At 68.9% G+C, this 19010-nt stretch carries 15 protein-coding genes, 1 tRNA gene and 1 other RNA gene; 10 read left to right on the top strand and 7 right to left on the bottom strand.

The genetic code is table 11. The features are described 5' to 3' along the window. Positions 1-143 precede the first annotated feature (143 nt). Positions 144-572: a hypothetical protein gene (locus NL1_RS23170; RefSeq protein ID WP_067843047.1), complete on the top strand. Its 429-nt coding sequence runs from the start codon at positions 144-146 to the stop codon at positions 570-572. Continuing rightward, entirely contained in the window at positions 569-1486 is a 918-nt protein-coding gene (locus NL1_RS23165; protein WP_067843044.1) for a hypothetical protein, read from the top strand. Before NL1_RS23170 ends, NL1_RS23165 begins: the two co-directional genes overlap by 4 nt. A gap of 513 nt (positions 1487-1999) precedes the next feature. On the opposite strand, the gene NL1_RS23160 is transcribed toward NL1_RS23165, so the two are convergent. Next, positions 2000-2087, bottom strand: a tRNA-Ser gene (locus tag NL1_RS23160). Positions 2088-2237: 150 nt separating this feature from the next. Here NL1_RS23160 and ffs point away from each other — a divergent pair. Continuing rightward, positions 2238-2332, top strand: an RNA gene (gene ffs, locus NL1_RS23155) — signal recognition particle sRNA small type. 226 nt (positions 2333-2558) lie between these two features. Continuing rightward, positions 2559-3848, top strand: a complete 1290-nt coding sequence (locus tag NL1_RS23150) for an aspartate aminotransferase type Ic (RefSeq protein WP_067843041.1) — start codon at positions 2559-2561, stop codon at positions 3846-3848. A 69-nt stretch (positions 3849-3917) separates the two neighbouring features. On the opposite strand, the gene NL1_RS23145 is transcribed toward NL1_RS23150, so the two are convergent. Beyond that, entirely contained in the window at positions 3918-4766 is an 849-nt protein-coding gene (locus tag NL1_RS23145) for a methyltransferase domain-containing protein (protein ID WP_373862585.1), read from the bottom strand. 93 nt (positions 4767-4859) lie between these two features. On the opposite strand from NL1_RS23145, the gene NL1_RS23140 reads away from it, so the two are divergent. The 3 genes from NL1_RS23140 (at position 4860) to NL1_RS23130 (ending at position 7911) form a co-directional block, all read left to right on the top strand. Next, on the top strand, positions 4860-5444 hold the full coding sequence (locus NL1_RS23140) for an HhH-GPD-type base excision DNA repair protein (protein ID WP_067843144.1): 585 nt from the start codon (positions 4860-4862) through the stop codon (positions 5442-5444). Between the two features lie 119 nt (positions 5445-5563). Further along, positions 5564-6280 carry a DUF8020 domain-containing protein gene (locus tag NL1_RS23135; RefSeq protein ID WP_067843035.1) on the top strand — a complete coding sequence of 239 codons (717 nt, stop codon included), beginning with the start codon at positions 5564-5566 and terminating at the stop codon, positions 6278-6280. Positions 6281-6642: 362 nt separating this feature from the next. Further along, on the top strand, positions 6643-7911 hold the full coding sequence (locus tag NL1_RS23130) for an ROK family transcriptional regulator (RefSeq protein ID WP_067843032.1): 1269 nt from the start codon (positions 6643-6645) through the stop codon (positions 7909-7911). A 79-nt stretch (positions 7912-7990) separates the two neighbouring features. On the opposite strand, the gene NL1_RS23125 is transcribed toward NL1_RS23130, so the two are convergent. Continuing rightward, positions 7991-9616: a DUF2207 family protein gene (locus NL1_RS23125; RefSeq protein ID WP_067843029.1), complete on the bottom strand. Its 1626-nt coding sequence runs from the start codon at positions 9614-9616 to the stop codon at positions 7991-7993. Between the two features lie 299 nt (positions 9617-9915). On the opposite strand from NL1_RS23125, the gene NL1_RS23120 reads away from it, so the two are divergent. Next, the gene (locus tag NL1_RS23120) at positions 9916-10836 is read left to right on the top strand and encodes a neutral zinc metallopeptidase (RefSeq protein ID WP_067843026.1); all 921 of its coding nucleotides are present in this window, start codon (positions 9916-9918) and stop codon (positions 10834-10836) included. A gap of 1 nt (position 10837) precedes the next feature. Further along, complete coding sequence (locus NL1_RS23115) at positions 10838-12016, top strand: neutral zinc metallopeptidase (RefSeq protein WP_245673482.1); 1179 nt, start codon at positions 10838-10840, stop codon at positions 12014-12016. Between the two features lie 103 nt (positions 12017-12119). On the opposite strand, the gene NL1_RS23110 is transcribed toward NL1_RS23115, so the two are convergent. From NL1_RS23110 to NL1_RS23095, 4 genes are all read right to left on the bottom strand, one after another. After that, positions 12120-13421, bottom strand: a complete 1302-nt coding sequence (locus NL1_RS23110) for an ammonium transporter (protein WP_067843020.1) — start codon at positions 13419-13421, stop codon at positions 12120-12122. Between the two features lie 51 nt (positions 13422-13472). After that, positions 13473-14162, bottom strand: coding sequence for a TetR/AcrR family transcriptional regulator (locus tag NL1_RS23105; protein WP_067843017.1), 690 nt, complete (start codon positions 14160-14162; stop codon positions 13473-13475). After that, positions 14159-16411, bottom strand: coding sequence for an MMPL family transporter (locus NL1_RS23100; protein ID WP_067843014.1), 2253 nt, complete (start codon positions 16409-16411; stop codon positions 14159-14161). The genes NL1_RS23105 and NL1_RS23100 overlap by 4 nt, the downstream gene beginning before the upstream one ends. Before the next feature lie 88 nt (positions 16412-16499). Then, the gene (locus tag NL1_RS23095) at positions 16500-17324 is read right to left on the bottom strand and encodes a hypothetical protein (protein WP_067843012.1); all 825 of its coding nucleotides are present in this window, start codon (positions 17322-17324) and stop codon (positions 16500-16502) included. 482 nt (positions 17325-17806) lie between these two features. Here NL1_RS23095 and NL1_RS23090 point away from each other — a divergent pair. Then, the coding region (locus NL1_RS23090) for a DNA polymerase III subunit gamma and tau (RefSeq protein WP_156094999.1) at positions 17807-19010 on the top strand (1204 nt) is incomplete at its 3' end.

Below are 19010 nucleotides of genomic sequence, written 5' to 3'. Positions count from 1 at the left end.
CCGAGCTCGCCATACGCAGGATACGGCTGATCGGTTGTCGCGCACCGGGGTTCGCGCGAAAGCGTGCGCGCCGACGCGGCCCGGCGATAGAGTTCTGGCTGATGGTTCAGCGGTGATCGAGCCGGACCGGCGCACCATTCGTGATGGCCGAAGGAGAACAGTTGCAGTCCGAGGACTGGGCCAGGCTTTTCGACCCCGACATCCCCTCCGCCGCGCACCGGCTGCTGTTGGACAGCGGCGCTGATATTTACGACGCCGCCGACGCCATCGAAGGGCTGTTCGGCGCGGTACCCGAAGTCGACGCGGTCGCGGTGTGGATCGGTGACCGACTCGAGGGACACACCTCACGCGCGCACATCGCGCGGATCTTCCCCGCACCGGGGCAGCCGGTCGGCTCGGCGGAGCGGGGTTTCGGTGACGGTGACGGGTTGCACCTGCCCGGGCTCGCGCGGTTCGCGGCGCTGCGGTACGACTGCCCCCGATGCGGCCAGGTCTACTGGCTGATCGGTGTCGCGCCCGGTGAGCCGCCGACCTGCAGCGACGACGGTCAGTTGCTGGAGCACGTGCGTTGAACCTGTCGGCCCTGTTCAAACCCGCCGAGTCGCTCGGTGGCCGATTCTTCCTCGTCGGCATGTTGCCGACATACGCCGCGGCGGTGTTCCTGGCGGTTCTGGTGTGGGCCGGTGCGCCTGGCCCGCTGCATTTCACTGCCGCGTGGCGTACGGCTTCGGCGCTCGGTTTGGGCGAGGTCCTGCTGTTCGCGTTGCTGATCACCCTCGTCGCGTTCTTGCTGCATCCGCTCCAACAGCCGATGTTGCGGCTGCTCGAGGGCTACTACTGGCTGCGGTGGCTCGCCGCACCGGGTCGCTGGTACCACGGCCGCAAGCGCGGGAAGCTGGCCAAGGCGAGCGCGCCGCGGACCGGTTCCGCACCCGACCAGCAGACGGAGGATCGCATGGCGGCGGCGTATCAGCGGCTGCGGCTGCGGTATCCGGCACCGGAGCGCCTTCGGCCCACCTTGCTCGGCAACGTGCTCGCCGCGGCGGAATCCACCGCGGGCGCCGACTACGGTTTCGAAGCGGTCGTCGCGTGGCCTCGGTTGTTCCCGCTGCTGTCGGAACCCGTCCGGACGATCGTCGACGACCGGCGCAATCAAATCGACCTCGCGGCCCGCATAACCTTCACCGGCGCAACGACATCCATCGTCGCCGTGGTCCTGCTGAGCCGTTCCGGGTGGTGGTTGCTGCTTGCCCTAGCGCCCGCCGCCCTCGCGGTGCTCGCCTATACGGCCGCGGTGCAGGCCGCCGTCGGCTACGGCGAAGCACTGCGCGTCGCATTCGATCTGCACCGCTTCGACCTGCTCGACGCCCTGCGGCTGCCGCTGCCCGCGGACCCGAGCGCTGAACAGAGCGCCAACACCGAGCTGTGCCGCTTCTGGCGACAAGGGGTTGCGCTCGACGGTATCCAGTACCGGCACCCGTCCTGACGCGTTGTCTGGCCACCTTTCGCCGAATACAACGCGGACATCGTCGCGGGACGCACGCCCTTTCTGCTGGTCGGCACCGCTGGAACGACCGGTGGTGGAATCATCGATCCGCTCGGCGAACCGGTCTGGCTCGTGACTGGGGAGTGCACTTCCACGTCGATGCGGCATGGGCTGTGGGTGCGGGGATGTTCTTCACTCGGCATCACGGTGCGTTGGCGGAGACCTTCCACGCTGGCATACCGCCGTAGCCGAACACGTGGTGCGCAGCGGGCAGGCGTGGATCGCCCCGATCGGCCTCGCCGGCCGCCCTGCCCTCCGGCTGTGCATCACGAGCTACCGCACCCAGCCATCCGACATCGACCGAGTGGTCGCCGCCCTCGACAAGGCCCGTGCCGCAATCCGCGCGCCAATCTGAGCAAGTTTCCGCGGACGATGCAGCTGTGGCAACTCGGCCTTTTGCATACAGAAAACGCCTCTGACCAGCCAGTAAATGCTGATCAGAGGCGTTTGCCGTGGCGGAGGATAGGGGATTTGAACCCCTGAGGGCGTTAACCCAACCCGCGTTCCAGGCGAGCGCCATAGGCCACTAGGCGAATCCTCCGTGGAGCAGCATACCGGTTGCCCCCGGTCGCACGCCAAATCACCCTGGTGAATCGATGGTTTGTACTGGTCGGGCGGGGTTCGGAGGACGGAGCGCGCGGGCGAGGTCGGCCCCATTCGGACGGAGTGGGGAGGACCCGCTACACTGGCCGACGGATCCCGCGCGGCGCGCATCCTGTGAACTCCCCCAGGGCCGGAAGGCAGCAAGGGTCAACGGGCTCTGCCGGGTGCGCGGGGTCCCCTAATATCTGGCCCCCTCGGCCGACGATCAGGCACTCGCCATCGGTCCCCCACGTACGCAGATTCGGCAAAGCCGAACGAATTCCGTCACCACACCGCGCATGGCCGGAGCGGGCGGAAGGTATGCCTCCAATTCCGGGCAACACACGGGTAACGTGGTCAACGGTCCACCGACGGTTGTCGGTACGGACGTCGACCCACACCCCTTCGCCGCTTCGAAAGGCTGCTCAGGATGCCCCGGCAAACGCAGATCGGTTTGATGAGCCATGAGGAGCTCGTGTCCGAACACGAGACCCAGACCGCGAATTACGCGACGCTCAAGACCGAGAAGCTCACGCTGGACCTGACGAGGGGAAAACCTTCGCCGGAACAACTCGACCTCTCGGCAGAGCTACTGTCCCTGCCCGGCGTCGACGACTACCGGGACGGCACCGGCACCGACTGCCGCAACTACGGTGGGCTGCACGGTCTCCCGGAGCTGCGCGCCATCTTCGGTGAGCTGCTCGGCGTCCCGGTCGACAACCTGCTCGCAGGCAACAACGCGAGCCTCGAGCTGATGCACGACGTCATCACCTACGCGATGCTGTACGGCACCAACGATTCCGAGCGTCGCTGGGCCGCCGAGCCCGCGCTGAAATTCCTCTGTCCCGCGCCGGGTTACGACCGGCACTTCGCGATCACCGAGGCGCTCGGCTTCGAGATGATCCCGATCCCGATGCGCCACGACGGTCCCGACACGCACCGCATCGCGGAGCTGCTCGCCGCCGACCCGCAGATCAAGGGTCTGTGGGCGGTGCCGAACTACTCCAACCCGACCGGCGTCGTCTTCTCCGAAGAGGTTGTGCGGGAACTGGTTTCGATGCCCGCCGCGGCGCCGGACTTCCGGCTGTTCTGGGACAACGCCTACGCGGTGCACCCGCTGACCGACACCGCAGCGCCGGTGATCGACGTGCTCGGCCTGGCCGCGGCCGCCGGAAACCCGAACCGGCCCATCGTCTTCGCCTCCACCTCGAAGATCACCTTCGCGGGCGCGGGCGTCAGCTTCCTCGGCGCGTCCACCGCGAACCTGGACTGGTATCTCTCGCACGCGTCGAAGAAGAGCATCGGCCCTGACAAGATCAACCAGCTGCGCCACCTGCGTTTCTTCGGGGACGCCGAGGGCGTGCGTGCGCACATGCAGAAGCACCGCGAGATCCTGGAGCCGAAGTTCGCCCTGGTGCTGAAGATCCTGGAGGACCGGCTCGGCGCGTCCAAGGTCGCCTCGTGGACCGAGCCGAAGGGCGGCTACTTCATCAGCCTGGACGTGCTCGAGGGCACCGCGGCCCGGGTGATCGCGCTGGCCAAGGACGCGGGCATCGCGCTGACCGCGGCGGGTTCGGCCTTCCCCTACCGGAACGACCCGGAGGACAAGAACATTCGCATCGCCCCCAGCTTCCCGAAGCTCCCCGAGCTGGAGAAGGCGATGGACGGCCTGGCCACCTGCGTCCTGCTGGCGGCCACCGAGAAGCTGCTCGGCAAGTAGACGAAGAGCAACGGCCCTCCGCACCCGGGTGCGGAGGGCCGTCGGCTGTGTACGTCCGAGCGGCTCGGCTCAGCGCGGCTTGTGCGCCAGCACCGCGAACATCGTGACCGAGAGATGAATATCGCCGCTGTCGGCGCCGCGCTCGAGATCGGCGAGCAGGCGGTCGCGCTGGGCCTCGGTGATGGAACCGCGGGCCACCGCCATGGCCGAGATCCGGGTGACCAGCGAGCCGGGACCCACGCTGCGGTCCTGCACGAGCGCGTGCGAGCCGACCTCGTCGATCACCAGGCCGGCCTGGGTGAGCAGGCCGGGAAGCCTGCGGCCGGAGAGCGGGTTGGTGGTCGCCGAGACCAGCGTGTCCAGCACCTGGCGCACCACCTGACGATCGCCCGGGTGCACGATCGCGGTGTCCCAGTCGACGTCGACCACCACGACGCGACCGCCGGGGCGCAGCACCCTGGCGATCTCGTTCGCCGCGCGGCCGGGCGCCGTCAGGTGCTGGAAGACGCGCTCGCACAGCGCCGCGTCGAAGGTGCCCGCGCCGAACGGGATGCCGTAGGCGTCGCCCGAGTGGAACTTCGCGTGCGAGCTCAGCTGGGTCGCGCGGCGCTCCGCGGAGGCGAGCAGATGCGGGTCGGGTTCCACGCCGACCGCCTCGCCGGTCGGGCCGACCTCGTCGGCGAAGGCGAGGACCTCCGAGCCGGTGCCGGAGCCCACATCGACGACGTGCTCGCCGGGCTGTAGCGCGAGCGCCTCGTGCGCCCAGGTGCGCAGCCGCCGGATACCGGGTAGCGCGGCCTGCAGGTCGCGCACGTCGACCAATTGGTCCTGACCTGCGCTGTCGAAGCGATCCGGGCGTAGTGGATAGGTGTCCATGGGCGCGTGTCCGTCCCTCGGTATTGCCGTCGTCTGAGGCATGGGCAGAGCCTACGCGCGGCTGTGGCGTGCCGCACAGCTGATGCGGGTGAGATGATCGAAGACGAACGCGCCGACAACCCGAAAGGAACGACGGTGACCGTCACACTGTGTCTCGCGCAGGAACCGGAGGCCGACAAGCTCCTGTCGGAAGACCCGTTCGCTCTCTTGACGGGCATGCTGCTCGATCAGCAGTTCCCACTCGAGCACGCCTTCCGCGGTCCGAAGAAGATCGCCGACCGGATGGACGGGTTCGACATCAACAGGATCGCCGAGGCCGATCCGGAGGCGTTCGAGGAGCTCGCCGCGACGCCACCCGCCATCCACCGCTACGGGCGGTCCATGGCCCGGCGCACCCAGGAACTGGCGCGATACGTCGTCGAACACTACGACGGGGACACCGCCGCGATTTGGCGGAACGGCGATCCGGACGGCAAGGAAGTGCTGCGCAGGCTGAAGGCACTGCCTGGTTACGGCGACCAGAAAGCGCGTATTTTTCTCGCCCTGCTGGGCAAGCAACTCGGGGTACGCCCGACGGGGTGGGAAAAGGCGGCGGGCGCCTATTCGGAGAAGGACTCGCGACGCTCGGCGGCCGACATCACCGACGCGGAGTCCCTGCTAGAGGTGCGTGCGTTCAAGAAGCGGGTGAAGGCCGAAGCCAAGGCCGCCGCGGCGAAATAGCATTTCGCTCCGCGATTGCCCCATTCGAATCTCGCTGCTTTTTTCCCTCGTCTCCGGCGCGCCGGTGCTCGATGCTTTCCCCTCGAACAAGCTCCATCGGATGAGGGATAGCAGTACACATGAAAATCAGGAAGCTCGCTGTGGTCGCGGCACTCGTGACCATGGCGACCGGCGTTACCGCGGGCACCGCGGTAGCCGGTCCGGAGACCCCCGCCGGGGACGTCATCAACTACACCGCCACCCAGACCGAGACCGCGGCGATCATCAGCACCGACGCCGGTTCGCTCGTCGCCGAGGACGATGCGCTGAAGATCAAGGCCGCGGACGGCACCGTGGTCGCGGGCACGCCGCTGAAGTTCCGGCTCGACGAGTTCGAGTTCCCGATCGCGGCGCAGATCTCGGGCCGCACCGCGACGCTGACGCCGCAGCTCGACCTCGACCACGCGGCCTACAAGCCGGTCGCGCTGCCGTTCGAGGACAAGGCGCCGTGGAAGTCCGAGTACGACCGTGAGGTCGCGGCCTGGACCCGGCTGACCAGCACCATCAGCATGGGCGCCACCATCGGCACACTGGCCGGTGGTCTCGGCGGCGCGGCGGTCGGCTGCGTGCTCGGCGGCATCCTCGGCGGCGCGGTGGTCGGCGGCACCATCGTCGGTCTGTTCGGTCCCTTCCTGCCCGCGGCGGCCGTCGGCTGCCTCGCCGGAGCGGCCGCGGTCGGCGCGCTCGGCACCATCGCGGGCCAGATCTTCGTGACGGCGCCGTTCGCCATCACGGCGATCATCCAGTACTTCTCGACGGTCAACGCGCCGTTCAACGCGCCCGCACCCGCGAAGTAGTCCGTTCGCGCTTCCCGGTCGTCACCGCCGTGGAAACCGGCCCCGCCCAGAGCTTCTCGCTCGGGCGGGGTTTTGGCGTGCCCGGCGCTGACCAGGCAAAACGGTGTGTCCTCGAGCACCGGAATCTGCGGAAGCTTGGTGCGCCGGTGAATTCGGTGTTACCTTTTTTTGCATGTCCATCAGCAGCCCCTCCGCCTTGCGGGTCACCTACGTGACCGCCGCGCTCGGCCTGCGGCTGCCGCTGACGCGGGAGCTGTGTTACTCCCGTCGTCGCAGCTGAGCCGCCTTTTCGGCGCGCGAGCTGCCTCGTCGCCGCTCGTATAGGCACGTCCCGTTCGACGGGACTTCAGCAAGGACTTCATATGTCGATCCCCACCCTGGAACGATCCGTTTCGCGGGTTGCTACCGGCCGTGTCCGTGTTCAGCGTCCCGTCGTCGCACCGGAACTCCGCATCTCCGACAACCCGGCGGCCGCCGTGCTGCGCGCCGCGACCGGCGGGCCGATCTCTCGCGACAATGCCGCGCGCACAACGGGGTTGAGCATCGCGACGGTCAACCGTCAGGTGTCGGCCCTGCTGAACGCCGGGTTGCTGCGGGAGCGGCCGGACCTGACCACCTCGGGCGCGGTGGGCCGCCCGCGGGTGCCGTTCGAGGTCGACCACGACACCTACCTGACCCTGGGCATCCACATCGGCGCCGCCGCGACCAAGATCGTGGTCGCCGACCTGCGCGGCCGGATTCTCGGCGGACTGGCGATCGCCACCCCGCAGACCGGCCAGGAATTCGCGACCACGACCGTGGCGCGCAGCGCGAAAGCCTTTCTGCAGCGCTGGCATCGGCGAAAACCGCTGTGGGCGGGCGTCGCGATCGGTGGCCGCGTCGACCCGCTGACGGGCGTGGTCGATCACCCCAAACTGGAATGGAAGGGCGCCCAGGTCGGCGCCGTGCTCGGCGAAGTGCTCGAGCTGCCGGTCTCGGTGGCCCCGCACGTCGAGGCGATGGCGGGCTCCGAGCTGCTGCTGCCGAATCCGGAACCGCGCGAGGGACAGCAGCGCGGTAGCAGCCTGTTCTTCTATGTGCGTGAAACCGCCGGTATCGCAGTCACTCTCGACGGCCGGGTGCACACCCCGAGCAACGGCCCCGGCTCCATCGCCCATCTGCCCACCGGCTCCGACGTCGAATGCACCTGCGGCAGGCGCGGTTGCTTGGAGGTCACCGTCGGTGACCGGGCGCTGCACGCGCGGGCCGTCGGGCGCGGAATCATCCCGGCGTACAACGGAACCGCGGGCTCGACCATCGCGGATCTGTACCGCGCGGCCGCGGCCGGTTCGGTGCCTGCGCGTGAACTGCTCGCGGAACGGGCCGCGATGCTCGGCAGCACCGTCGCGCTGGTGCGCGACATGCTCAACCCGGATCGCGTCATCCTCGGCGGGCAGGCCTTCACCGGCTACCGGCCCGGCATCGCGCACGTCGCCGAGGCGTTCCGGCAGAGTTCCACCCTCCCGCCCACCGACATTCGCATCAGCGGATTCGGCGGCAAGGTCCAGGAATTCGCGGCCGTGGTGACCTCGCTCAGCGCGCTCTACGCGGACCCGCTCAGCGCCATGCGTCGCACCGCGTTCGCCGACTGACGCCGAAACACCGAACAGTCCGAAAGACCGAAGGCCGGGTCCTCCTCGGAGGACCCGGCCTTTCGGCGTGACGTATCGCTCAGCGGGCCGACGACCCGCTGAACAGTCCCTCGAGCGCGGTGATGAAGAACGGGAAGTGGGCGGCGAAGCGGTGCAGGTTCTGGTCGCGTTCGAAGCTGCCGAACCAGTAGAGGCCGGGCTGAGCGTCGGCGGCCGGGTTCAGGTCGCGGAACGCGCGAACCCAGTTGTCGGCGCGGCCGCCGATGACGGTGAACGGCAACGCGCGGGAGAACACTGTCTCCTGGTCGGTCGGCGGAATCTGTTCGCGCCGAGTGGCATCCAGCCCGCGCTGCAGGGCGCGCACCTGGCCGGCCAGCCTGCGGCCCGCCGGGGTGCGCACCGGTAGGTACTTCGGCATCAGCACGGTCGCCACGCCCGCGAGCAGGATCGCGACACCGACCAGCGCCGAGCCCGCGGTGACGGCCAAGCCCACCGTGGCGGCGATGCCCGCGACGATCAGCGCGCCGCCCACCCAGACCGGCAGCCCGATGCTGGACCGGTCGGCGAAGGCGCCCCGCCGCACCGCGTCGGCGATCATCGCCTGACGGATCGGCTCGGCCTGCACCCTTCCCGGAGCGCGCAATTCGCCGAGGGTGACCGAGTCGGCGCCGTCCGGCAGCAGCGCGGTGTACACCGCCTTCTCGTAGTCGCGCAGCTGATCGTCGGCGGCGTTCACGCGGTTGATGCGCCAGTCCTTGTCGCTGATCGGCGTCACCCAGATGTAGCGGCGCACCGCGAGATCCACCACGGTGGCGGCGATATCGATCGGGTCCGCGTGCTCGTCGAGCAGCACGCCGGCCTCACCGGGCAGAATGCCCTCGGGCGAGGTGAATTGCACCTGGTTGCCGTCGCGCAGCAGCGGGTCGACGGTCTCGGAACCGCTACCCGCCGCGGCATTCTCGCGACGGGCGCGCAGTACGAAAACGGCAAGACCGGCCAGCGCGAGCAGCAGCACACCGAACGCGGCGAGCACCGGACCGGTCACCGAGAAAGGACCAGGCGCGCTCTCGTCCTCGATGTCGGCATTCGCGGGGACGGTGCCGGGCGGCAGCTGCAGGGTCAGGTCGATGGCGTCGCCCTTGTTCAGATCGGTCTGCTCCAGCCAGAGCACGCCGTCGGATTCGATCCGGACGTCGGCGCACGGCCTCGTGTTGCCGGGCGGCCCGAGTTTGCAGTCCACGATGGCCATTTCGAAGCTCGGGCTGATCAGCGAGGCGCTGATGGACGCGATGTCGGTGTTCATCACGCCGAGCCAGTGGAACACCTGGGTGCCGGGTGCGTCGCTGACGGTGTTGTGGATCGAGTACTTGTAGCTGGACTCGCCGGGCTTGGCGTCGATGGTGAACTGGTCGTTGGCGACCGTCGCGGTGCCAGCGCCCTGTGCATCGATATCGGTGACCTCGAAACGGCGCTCCACGTCGTTCTGCAACTGAAGGCGCAGCGGCAGCGACATCTTGAACGATTCGCCCTGCGGCACGGTTACTGTTTCGTCGACTTCGAGCACGCCCTCGCGGCTGAGTTTCAGATCGGCGACAATGGTCACGCCTTCGGGCGTCGGTTCGCTCTTGGCACCCGGCGCGGTCGCCACCAATCCCGCGGCGGCGAGTATCAGCGCGCCTGCGGCGGCCCCCCGAAATGTCAGCATGGGTGCCTACTCTAGACAGGTTGCTATTCTTCGTCAGCGGCTGTCGACGATCATCTTAGGCGAGGGGGTACGGGGGAGTGACCCAACCACCGTACGGATATGGACCGGTTCCACCTGGTGGACATCCGGTTCCGCCGCCGGGCTACGGCCCTCGCCCTGGTTACGGGCCCCCGCCCGGATACCCGCCCGCGCCCGGTTACGGTCCGCCGCCCGGTTACGCGCCGCGCCCGGGATACGGTCCGCCGCCGGGTTATTCGGCGCCACCCGGCTACGGTCAGCCACCCGGGTACCGTCCGCCGATGCCGCCCCCGATGCCGTACGGCCCGCCCGGCCGTCCGCCGCAGCCGCCACGGAAAGGTGGCGGAAGCAAGATCGTCTCGCTGCTGCTCGTCGTGGTGTTCCTGGTGGCGGGCGCGTTGGTGCGCACCGCGATTCGCAGCGACCGCAACGACCGCGCCTCGGGACCCTCGCCGAGTTTCACCTACACCCCCGATGGTTCCCAGGGCCCCGCGGAGACCGGCAGCAACCCGCTGCTCACCGATCCGAATGCGACGCTGATCCCGGCCGACTGCAATTACAGTCCGTGGAGCACGCAGGTCGAGACCGCGCGCAAGTTCTTCGAGACCGCGGCGGGCTGCCTGGAGAACGCGTGGAAGCCGGTGCTGCAGAAGGCGAATCTGCCGTTCACTCCGCCGACGCTGAACGTCAGCGCCTCCACCGCGGGCATCTCCACCCCGTGCACGGGCACCACCACCAACTTCGCCGCGTTCTACTGCCCGGCGAACAAGACCATCTACATGCCGATCAGCCAGTTGCAGACCGATCTGTTCAAGGACAACTGGGTGGTCTACCTCTCGGTGTTCGCGCACGAGTACGGCCACCACGTGCAGGCCGTGTCGGGCATCCTGCGCAAGGCCAACAGCGAGCGGGTGGACGCGGGCACCCGCAGCCAGCGCGGACTGGAGCTCTCGCGCCGGATCGAGTTGCAGGCGCAGTGCTTCAACGGCATGTACCTCGGCTCCTCCGAGGACGGCGGTGCACTCACCACCGCGCAGATCGGCGTGGCGCGGCGGGACGCGCGCGGCCGCGGCGACGGACCGACCGACGCGCGCGACCACGGGTCCTCGGAGAACAGCGGCGACTGGTTCGAAGCGGGCGTCGACGAGAACCGCACCACCCAGTGCAACACCTTCACCGCTACGGCCGGCGCGGTGAGCTGAGATGACCACCCCGCCTTACGGCTACGGCCACCAGCCGCACTACCCGCCGCCCGGATACGGACCGCCGCCCGGGTATCCGCCGCCGGGTTACCCGTACCCAGGTCACGCTCCGGCGCCCTACGGGCCGCCGCCGGGTTATGCCGTTCCGCCGTACGGGCCGCCGGGCTACGGACGTCCCTATCCGCCGCCGCGGCGCGGGGGCGGCGGAGCAGGTGCGGTGCTGGGGGTGCTCGGAATCTTCCTCATGGTCGGCTCGCTCATTGCCGCGGCGATCGCGGTGGCGAGCAGCGAGAGCGAGAACGACCGCAGGACAACGGCGTACACGCCCAGCTACACCTATACGCCGACGATCCCGTCCTCCTCCGCGGCGGCGACGACCACCTCGGCGGCGCGTCCGACCACCAGGGCCAGCAGTCCGGTCCGCACCACCACGGCCACGCCGACCAGACCCGCTGGGCCGCAACCGGTCGCGAAGCTCGGTGATCATCCGCTGTTCGCGCACGCCGACACGGGACTCAACAACATCCACTGCGCGTTCTCGCGCTGGGCTCCGAACGTGGCTGCGGCCCAAGCATTCTTCCAGTCCGCCTCCACGTGCCTCGGGCAGATGTGGAAAGGACTGCTCGACTACGAGAACCTGCCGTTCTCGCCGCCGAACATCAGCGTCCCGGTCAGGGGCGTCGATGCGGTCTCGCCGTGTACCAGCTCGGGCGGAAACTACGCGGCGTTCTACTGCTCGATGAACAACACCATCTATATGCCGATGGACAAGATCCAGACCAACTTGTACGGGGACAACTGGATCATCTACCTGATGGTGTTCGCGCACGAGTACGGCCACCACGTGGAGGCGATCACCGGCATTTCGAAACGGACGCACGAGGAGCGATACAACGCGGGACCGCGTAGCGCGCGTGGCCTCGAGTTGTCGCGCCGCCTGGAGCTGGGCGCGCAGTGTTTCGGCGGGATGTTCATCGGCTCATCCGCTTATGTCGGTTCGGTCTCCGGGGCGGAGGGCGAGCGCGCGGTACAGGACAACTACACGCGCGGTGACAACCCGGGTGACGCACGCGACCACGGATCGAAGCAGAACTACGGTCTCTGGTACGAGTACGGCTACCGGAACAACCGGGTCCAGAAGTGCAACGCCTGGGCGGCCTCGGCCGACGCGGTGTCCTGAGCCGCCGGTCGCACGACCGAAGGTCCCCAGCCCCCAGACCGATCGACTGCAGGTCGATTCGGTCGGCCTGGCGGATGACGGTGACCTTCGGTCGTCGGCCGGCCTAAGGCTCGTCCCGATCGTGCGGCGTGTGCCCGCCGCCGATGCCGAAATGCCCGCGCGGCGAATGCCCGTGCACCCCTTCGGCGTACGCGGTCTCCGCGTGCTGTGCGAAGTCGATGCCCGCGGTCTCGTCCTCCTTGCTGACCCGGAAGCCGACGAACTTGTCGATGCCCTTGCCGAGAACGAACGAGACGCCGAAGGCGTAGGCCGCGACCACCACCGCGCCGAGCAACTGCTTGCCGAGCTGGGTGAGCCCGCCGCCGTACAGCAGACCCTCCACGCCGCCGGTCATCACCTGGCTGGCGAGCAGGCCGATGAGCACTGTGCCGACCACGCCGCCGACGAAGTGCACGCCGACCACGTCGAGGGAGTCGTCGTAATTGGCCTTGAACTTCCAGCCGACCGCGAACGAACACACCGTGCCCGCCGCGAGCCCGACGACGACCGCGCCGAGGGTGTCGACGTATCCGCAGGACGGAGTGATCGCCACCAGACCGGCGACGACGCCGGACGCGGCGCCGAAGGTGGTCGGATGTCCGTCGCGCACGCGCTCCACCGCGAGCCAGCCGAGCATGCCGAGGCAGCCCGCGACCAGCGTGTTCAGGAAGACCGCGGCGGCGAGGCCGTTGGCGCTCAGCGACGAGCCCGCGTTGAAGCCGAACCAGCCGAACCACAGCAGGCCCGCGCCGAGCAGGACGAACGGCAGGTTGTGCGGTCGCATCGCGTCCACTTTGAAGCCGATGCGCGGGCCGAGCACCAGCGCCAGCGCCAGTGCGGAGGCGCCGGAGGCGATCTCGACCACCAGGCCGCCCGCGTAGTCCAGCGCGCCGAATTTGGCCAGCCAGCCGTCCGGTCCCCACACCCAGTGCGCGATCGGCACGTACACGGCCAGCGTCCACAGCGGCACGAACACCATCCAGCCGGAGAACTTGGCCCGGTCGGCGATCGCGCCGCTGACCAGCGCCGCGGTCAGAATGGCGAAGGTGAGCTGGAAGGTGGCGTAGAGCAGTTCCGGCACCGTGCCGCGCACGGTGGTCGGGTCGATGCCCGCCAGGCCGACGTGCTCGAGCGTGCCGATCAAGCCGCCGCCCGCGTCGGGCCCGAAGGCCAGGCTGTAGCCGAACAACAGCCAGGTCACGGTGACGAGCGGGATGGCGATGAAGCTCATCATCAGCATGTTGAGCACGCCGGTGGAGCGCACCATGCCGCCGTAGAAGATGGCCAGACCGGGCGTCATCAGCAGCACCAGCGCGGTGCTGCCGAGCAGCCAGGCGGTGGCCGCGGGGTCGATGGTGGGTGGCATGGCGGTTACTCCTTCTCCGCGGTCGTGCGTCGCGAAGAAGTTACCGAATGCTCACGAGGTCTTCCGCCACTGCGGGAGATTTTCGTCCAGCCAGGTATCGATCTCGTCGGGGCTCGGCGTCCCGCCGATCATGTTCAGCACCGTGTGCCCGAGGCAGGCGGCGCTCATGATGCGATCGGCGAACTGCTCGTGATCGCCCCACGGCAGATGGGGCTTGGCGATCAGCACCGACGCGACGCCGTGCGCGACCGTCCACATATCGAGCACGATCGGCAGCGGGTCGCCCGGTGCGATCGTGCCCTCCGTCATGCAGTCGCGCACGGTGGCTGCGAAGTGCTGGAACGCGCCGCTGCTGAGCACCTGGTCCACCGCGCCGCCGCTCTCGGTGGGCCCGGTCGCCACCCGGTACTGCTCGGGGTGCTCCAGTGCGAAGCGCACGTAGGCGAGGCCTTGGTCGCGCAGCCGGTTCATCGGCGACACGGTGGGGTCGGTCGCCTCGCGCAGCGCCTCGGCCAGATCCTCGAACGCCTTGGCCACCGACGCCTCGATCAGCTCGTCCTTGTCGGCGAAGTGCCGGTAGATCGAGGGCGCGCTCACCCCGACCAGCTTGCTCACCTCGCGAATCGACACCGCGTCGGCCCGGCCGGTGCGTGCGAGCAATTCCGCTGTGGCGGTGAGTATCTCGGTACGCAACTGGGCGCCGGAGCCGCGCGGTGATCGAGGTCGACGGTGAAGGGTCATGAACGTCCCGCGTGCTCCGGTTGCCGTGCGACGGCGGGTTGCTCGGCGTCCTCGGTGAGGCCGATCCGTTCGTGCAGCCGGGCAAGGGGTTTCGGCGCCCACCAGTTGGCCGAGCCGAGCATGCGCATCAGCGCGGGCGCGAGCAGAGCGCGGATGATCGTCGCGTCGACGAGCACGGTCAGGGTCAGGCCCAGACCCATCAGCTGCATGAACGAGACCTTCGAGGTAACCATCGCGCCCAACACGATAGCCATCAGCACCGCGGCGGCGGTGAAGATCCGGCCGGTCCTGGCCACGCCGACGGCGACCGCGCGGGTGTTGTCGTGGGTGCGCAGCCACTCCTCGCGGATCCGCGAGAGCAGGAACACCTCGTAGTCCATGGACAACCCGAAGGCCAGGCAGAACATCAGGATCGGCATGGTCGGCACCATGTAGCCGACCGCGGTGAAGCCGAGCAGATTCGACAGGTGTCCTTCTTGGAACACCCACACCATCGCGCCGAACGCGGCCGCGAGCGACAGGGTGTTGAGCGCCAAGGCCTTGATCGGCAGCACGACGCTTCCGGTGAACAGGAACAGCACGACGAAGGTGGCGAGCACGATGAGCGCGACCGCCAAAGGCAGCCGATCGCCCAGCGCGGCAAGCGAATCCGCGTTGATCGCGGCCGCACCGCCGTACAGCGCGGGCGTGGGCGCCTGCACCGCCTTGATCGCGCGCAGCTGACGTTCACCGTCGGGGGAGAAGGGGTCGACGTGGCTGACGACGGTGAGGAAGGTCCCCGTGTCGTTGGCCATGCCGGGCGGCGCGAACCCCACCCGCGCCCCGTTCACGAAGGTGCCTGCGCTGGACAGCACCGCGGGCACGTTCGGCAGCTCGGACAGTCGCGTGGCGTAGGCGCCCACCGCGGCGGTGTCGCCGGTGTAGCCGTCCAGCACGATCGTGGTGGTCGCGCCGGGATCGGCCTGCGGGTAGTGCTCGCGCAGCTCGTCGCCGACCTGCCTGCTGGTCGAGGAGGTGGGCAGCACGCGGTCGTCGGGATAGCCGAACTTCACCGACAGGAACGGCGCGCCGAGGAACAGCAGCAGCGCGACGATCACCACGGTCACCGGCAGCGCGCGCCGCATCACCACCGTGACCAGCCGGTACCAGCCGGACTGTTCCGGCGGCACCGGCCCGGTCGGCGCTGGACGGCGGAACAGTCGCCGCAGCGGAACGCGCAGATCGAGCGCGTTGACGCGGTACCCGAGCAGCACCAGCGCGGCGGGCAGGATCAGGATCGCCGCCGCGGCGGCGGCCGCGACCACCGCGACGCCCGCGTAGGCGAAGGACTTCAGGAAGTACAGATTGAACACGCTCAGCGCGGCCAGCGACAGCGCGACGGTGAGCGCGGAGAACAGCACCGTGCGGCCCGCGGTCTGCACGGCGCGGATGGTGGCCGCCGTCGGGTCGAGGCCGTTGCCCAGTTCCTCGCGGTATCGGCTGACGATGAACAGGCTGTAGTCGATCGCCAGGGCCAGACCGAGCGCGGTCGTCATGTTCAGCGCGTAGATGGACACGTCGGTGACGAGCGTGAACAACCGCAGGATGGCCATGGTCGCGGCGATCGCGAAGAGGCCGACGGCCAGCGGCAGGGACGCCGCGACCAGACTGCCGAACACCAGGATGAGCACGATCATCGACAGCGGCACCGCGACGCTCTCGGCGAGGGTCAGGTCGCGGGTGGTCTGCTCGTTGACGTCGTGATAGATCGCGGCGATGCCGCCCTGGCGCACGGTCACGCCGTCGGCGGTGCCGGTGAGCTGTTCGGTGAGTTCGCCCGCGGTTACCTGCACCTCGGTCTCGCTGCCGGTGAGGAAGACGGCGATCAGCGCGCTCGACCCGCCGTCGGTGCTGCGCAACGCGGTCGAGAACGGCGGCGGGGTGGTCCAGTAGGACTGCACGGCGGTCACGTCGGGGCGGGCGCGCAGAGTATCGACGAGCCGGAGACCGGTGGTGCGCGCGGCGGGGCTGTCGACGCCCTCCTCGGCGCTCACCAGCAGGACGAAATTGGGGGATCCTCCGCCGCTGAAATTCTTCGAGAGAAGGTGGTTGACCTGCGAGGATTCCGCATTGTCCGAGGTGAATCCGCCGGATTTCAGGTGCGCGGCAGCAGTGGCTCCGAACAGTCCGCATCCGATCACCAACGCCAGCGCGGTGATCAGAATCGTGCGCGGGTATCGCGTGGTCAGTTGTGCGATCCGATAGAGCATCGCTGCTCCCCTCCGTGAGTTAACGCGGTTAGCGTAACGCCGTTAACTCACGAATGTCGAGGGCAGGCAAACGGTTATGGGAAGTCGCTCAGCCGCGGTTCTTGCGCGCCAGCGCGCGGCGCCCGCGGCGGCCGGGGGTCGGCAGATCGTCCTCCATGGCCACCCATTCGGCCGTGATCAGCCACTGTTCCTGCGCCCGCGCGTCGGCGGTGTCATGGAAGACGCGGCGCCCGCGGTCGTCGCGCAGCTCGTGGGCGAGGCTGGACCAGCGCGGCGGACGGCCGTGCTCGGCCAGGTGCGCGGCGAGATATCCGGTGACCAGCGTCCCGATCGCGTTGACCGGTCGCAGCGAGACCCGGTTGCCGTACTTGCCGGCATGGAAACGCCTTGCCGCGCAGAGGGATTGCGGATTCGCGTTGGACGCGATCCAGCCCGCGCGCTGGGCCCGTTCGATCAGCCACAGGTGTTTGACCGCGTTGGGTGCGACCACGCCGATGCGTTCCTGGATCAGGGTCGTCACCGGTTCCGAGGAGAGGACATCGCGGCGGGTGGGGCCGATGCCGTGCGTCATCCAGTGCTCGTGCGCGAGTCGCGCGAGCGCACGGCCGAAGTCGTCGATGCTGCGCTGGGCGCGGCGGCCGAGTCGTTCGATGCGCTCGGCCTCACGGCGCATCTCGTTCTGCGCGGTGAGGGTGCGGATTGCGGCCATGGTCGGCACCTGCCCGCGTTCGAGCAGCTCGAGGATGGCCGAGGCGGTCGCGGGATCGGCGGCGGCCGTCACCGGAAGGGAATCGCGCTTGAGCGCGAATTCCTGGGGGCTGATGGCGCGGCTGAGCAGTCCGACGGCTGCTCGATCGCCCGCGAAGTCGGTATTGGAGAGCCAGGCGGCGGCGATGTCGTCACACGACGTCACGGAAAGCGTTCCTCCGATATACGCGGTGGGAGTTCGGCGATGTCGCCCTTGGGCCGGGAGATTTTTCAGGTTGTGCCCCGGTCGGGATGAGGGACCGGCCGGGGTCACCAACCTGATGAAGGTTTGGCTACCGAAGTTGCCAATAGCCACGGTAGCCAGCGCCGCCGGTAACTGTCACTCGGATTGACCTATTCGTTATCTCGGTAAAAAGGGGTCGAATCGGGGAGTGAGTCGGAATCTCCGCAGGCAAGAAAGTCGAACGGCCGGATCCGGCCGGGGCGTGACTATGCGTCGATCCATGATTGCTGCCGTGTTGCCGTTTCGCGAGAGGAACGAAGAGGCGGAACAAGTCTCGCAGAATGATGTGATGTACGTCACATTTCATGGGAATTGCGCGGTCCTCTGTGAGCGGCGCGGTGGCCCGCGGGCGCGAGTCCCCGGTCGCCGCCCGCTTTGTCGGTGGTCGCCGGTAACCTCTGGCCGTGGCTCTGTACCGGAAGTACCGACCGGCAACGTTCGCAGAGGTGGTGGGTCAGGAGCACGTCACCGACCCGCTGAGCATCGCGCTCGACACCGGACGGATCAGTCATGCCTATCTGTTCTCCGGTCCGCGCGGCTGTGGCAAGACCTCGTCGGCGCGCATCCTCGCGCGCTCGCTGAACTGCGTGCAGGGCCCGACCTCGCGACCGTGCGGCGTCTGCCCGTCCTGCGTCGCGCTCGGGCCGGGCGGCCCGGGCAATCTCGACGTGATCGAACTCGACGCCGCGAGCCACGGCGGCGTCGACGACACCCGCGAGCTGCGCGACCGCGCCTTCTATGCCCCCGCCGAATCCCGGTACCGCGTCTTCATCGTCGACGAGGCGCACATGGTCACCACCGCGGGCTTCAACGCGCTGCTCAAGATCGTCGAGGAGCCGCCCGCCCACCTGATCTTCATCTTCGCCACCACCGAGCCCGACAAGGTGCTGCCGACCATCCGCTCGCGCACCCACCACTATCCGTTCCGGCTGCTGCCGCCCGCGACGATGCGCGGGCTGCTCGGCAAGATCTGCGAACAGGAAAACGTTCCGGTCGAAGAAGCGGTGTACCCGTTGGTGATTCGCGCGGGCGGCGGTTCCCCGCGCGACAGTCTCAGCGTGCTCGACCAGCTGCTCGCGGGCGCGGGCCCGGAGGGCGTCACCTACAACCGCGCGGTCGCGTTGCTCGGCGTCACCGACGTCGCGCTCATCGACGACGCGGTGGAGGCGCTGGCCGCCGCCGACGGCGCCGCGCTGTTCGGCACCGTGGACACCGTCATGGAGGCAGGGCACGATCCGCGCCGTTTCGCCGTCGACCTGCTGGAGCGCTTCCGCGATCTGATCCTGTTGCGCGCGGTGCCCGACGCCGCCGACCGCGGCCTGGTCTCCGGGCCGGGCGACGTGCTCGACCGCATGCGCGACCAGGCCCAGCGCACCGGCCCGGCCACCCTGACCCGCTACGCCGAACTGCTGCACGAGGGTCTCGGCGAGATGCGTGGCGCCACCGCGCCGCGGCTGCTGCTCGAGGTCGTCTGCGCACGCATGCTGCTGCCCTCGGTCTCCGACACCGAATCCGCCACCCTCCAGCGCCTGGAACGACTGGAACGCGGTGTCGCGGGCGGCGCCGTCGCACCGCTCCCGCCCGCTGCCTCGACCGCCGCCCCTGCCG

Source organism: Nocardia lijiangensis NBRC 108240, assembly GCF_001613045.1.
GTDB lineage: Bacteria > Actinomycetota > Actinomycetes > Mycobacteriales > Mycobacteriaceae > Nocardia > Nocardia lijiangensis.
This window is presented reverse-complemented; position numbering and strand designations above follow the sequence as displayed.